Raw genomic sequence first — 1,436 nt, 5'->3', positions numbered from 1 at the left:
CTTATATATTTCGTCGCCTGCTATTAGTCATTCCGACTTTGTGGGCGATCATCACCATTAACTTTTTTATCATTCAGATTGCTCCAGGTGGCCCCGTCGAGCAGGCTGTTGCTCAACTAGAAGGTCATAACTCGGGGATTATGGAGCGTTTCTCTGGTGGTGGTCAGGAAGTCGATTTTGGTGATTCTGAACAAGCATCATCTTCAGGTTATAAGGGGTCTCGTGGCCTTGACCCAGAAGTTGTGGCAGAAATTCGCAAACAATTTGGTTTTGATAAGCCGATTCATGAGCGTTATTTCGACATGCTGAAAAATTACGCGACATTTAACTTTGGTGAAAGTCTATTTAAAGGCGGTAACGTTATCGACCTCATAGTCGATCGTTTACCTGTATCCATTTCATTGGGGTTATGGAGTACTTTGATCATTTATTTGATCTCAATCCCGATGGGGATACTCAAGGCTATTCATCATGGTTCGCGTTTTGACGTGTGGTCGAGCGCCGTTGTGATTGTTGGCTATGCGATTCCTGGCTTCTTGTTCGCCATTATATTAATCATTTTGTTTGCGAGCGGTAATTACTTTAGTTGGTTCCCATTAAGAGGCTTAGTGTCGAGTAATTTTGACCAATTGAATTGGTACCAGCAAATTATCGATTACTTCTGGCACCTCGCTTTGCCTATCTTCGCAATGGTTATTGGTGGCTTCGCTACGTTAAGCATGCTGACTAAAAACTCTTTTCTTGATGAGATAAACAAACAATATGTGGTAACTGCTCGTGCAAAAGGCTTGGATGAAAATAGCATTTTGTATAAACACGTCTTTCGTAATGCAATGTTGATCATCATTGCCGGATTCCCGAGTGCTTTTATCAGTATATTCTTCACGGGTTCGATGCTGATAGAAGTGATGTTCTCATTAGAGGGGATTGGCTTACTTGGTTTCGAATCGACGATTCAACGTGATTACCCCGTCGTATTTAGCTCTCTTTATATTATGACGTTATTGGGCTTGGTTCTGAGCATCATTTCTGATTTGACATACACCTGGGTTGATCCTCGAATCGACTTTGAGGCGCGTTAATATTGAAAAATTTAATTTCTTTTAGCAATCCACTCGCACAGGCTCGCTGGTTGCGTTTTAAAGCAAATCGACGTGGCTTTATCTCAATGTGGATTTTTGCATTGTTGTTCGTACTCAGCCTTTTCGCTGAGTTGATCGCCAACGACAAACCTTTATTAGTATCGTATCAAGACAGTTGGTTTTATCCTGTCGTAGCTGAGTATTCTGAAACTGAATTTGGTGGCGAATTTGAAACCGAAGCTGATTATACCGATCCTTATGTGATCGAGTTAATTGAAGAGCAAGGTTACATCGTGTGGCCGTTAATTCGCTTTAGTTATGACACTATTAATTTCGATATCTCGGGCTCAGTCC

At 41.5% G+C, this 1,436-nt stretch carries 1 protein-coding gene and 1 pseudogene; both read left to right on the top strand.

Annotated elements, in window-relative coordinates; genetic code table 11:
* Positions 1 to 1,082, top strand: a 1,082-nt coding sequence (locus tag L4C33_RS22200) for a microcin C ABC transporter permease YejB (protein WP_428814547.1), incomplete at its 5' end; no start/stop codon positions are given.
* 2 nt (positions 1,083 to 1,084) lie between these two features.
* Positions 1,085 to 1,436 (top strand): annotated as a pseudogene (locus tag L4C33_RS22195) (ABC transporter permease); the annotation flags it as partial.

It is taken from the genome of Vibrio makurazakiensis, assembly GCF_050337375.1.
Taxonomy (GTDB): Bacteria; Pseudomonadota; Gammaproteobacteria; order Enterobacterales; family Vibrionaceae; genus Vibrio; species Vibrio makurazakiensis.
This window is presented reverse-complemented; position numbering and strand designations above follow the sequence as displayed.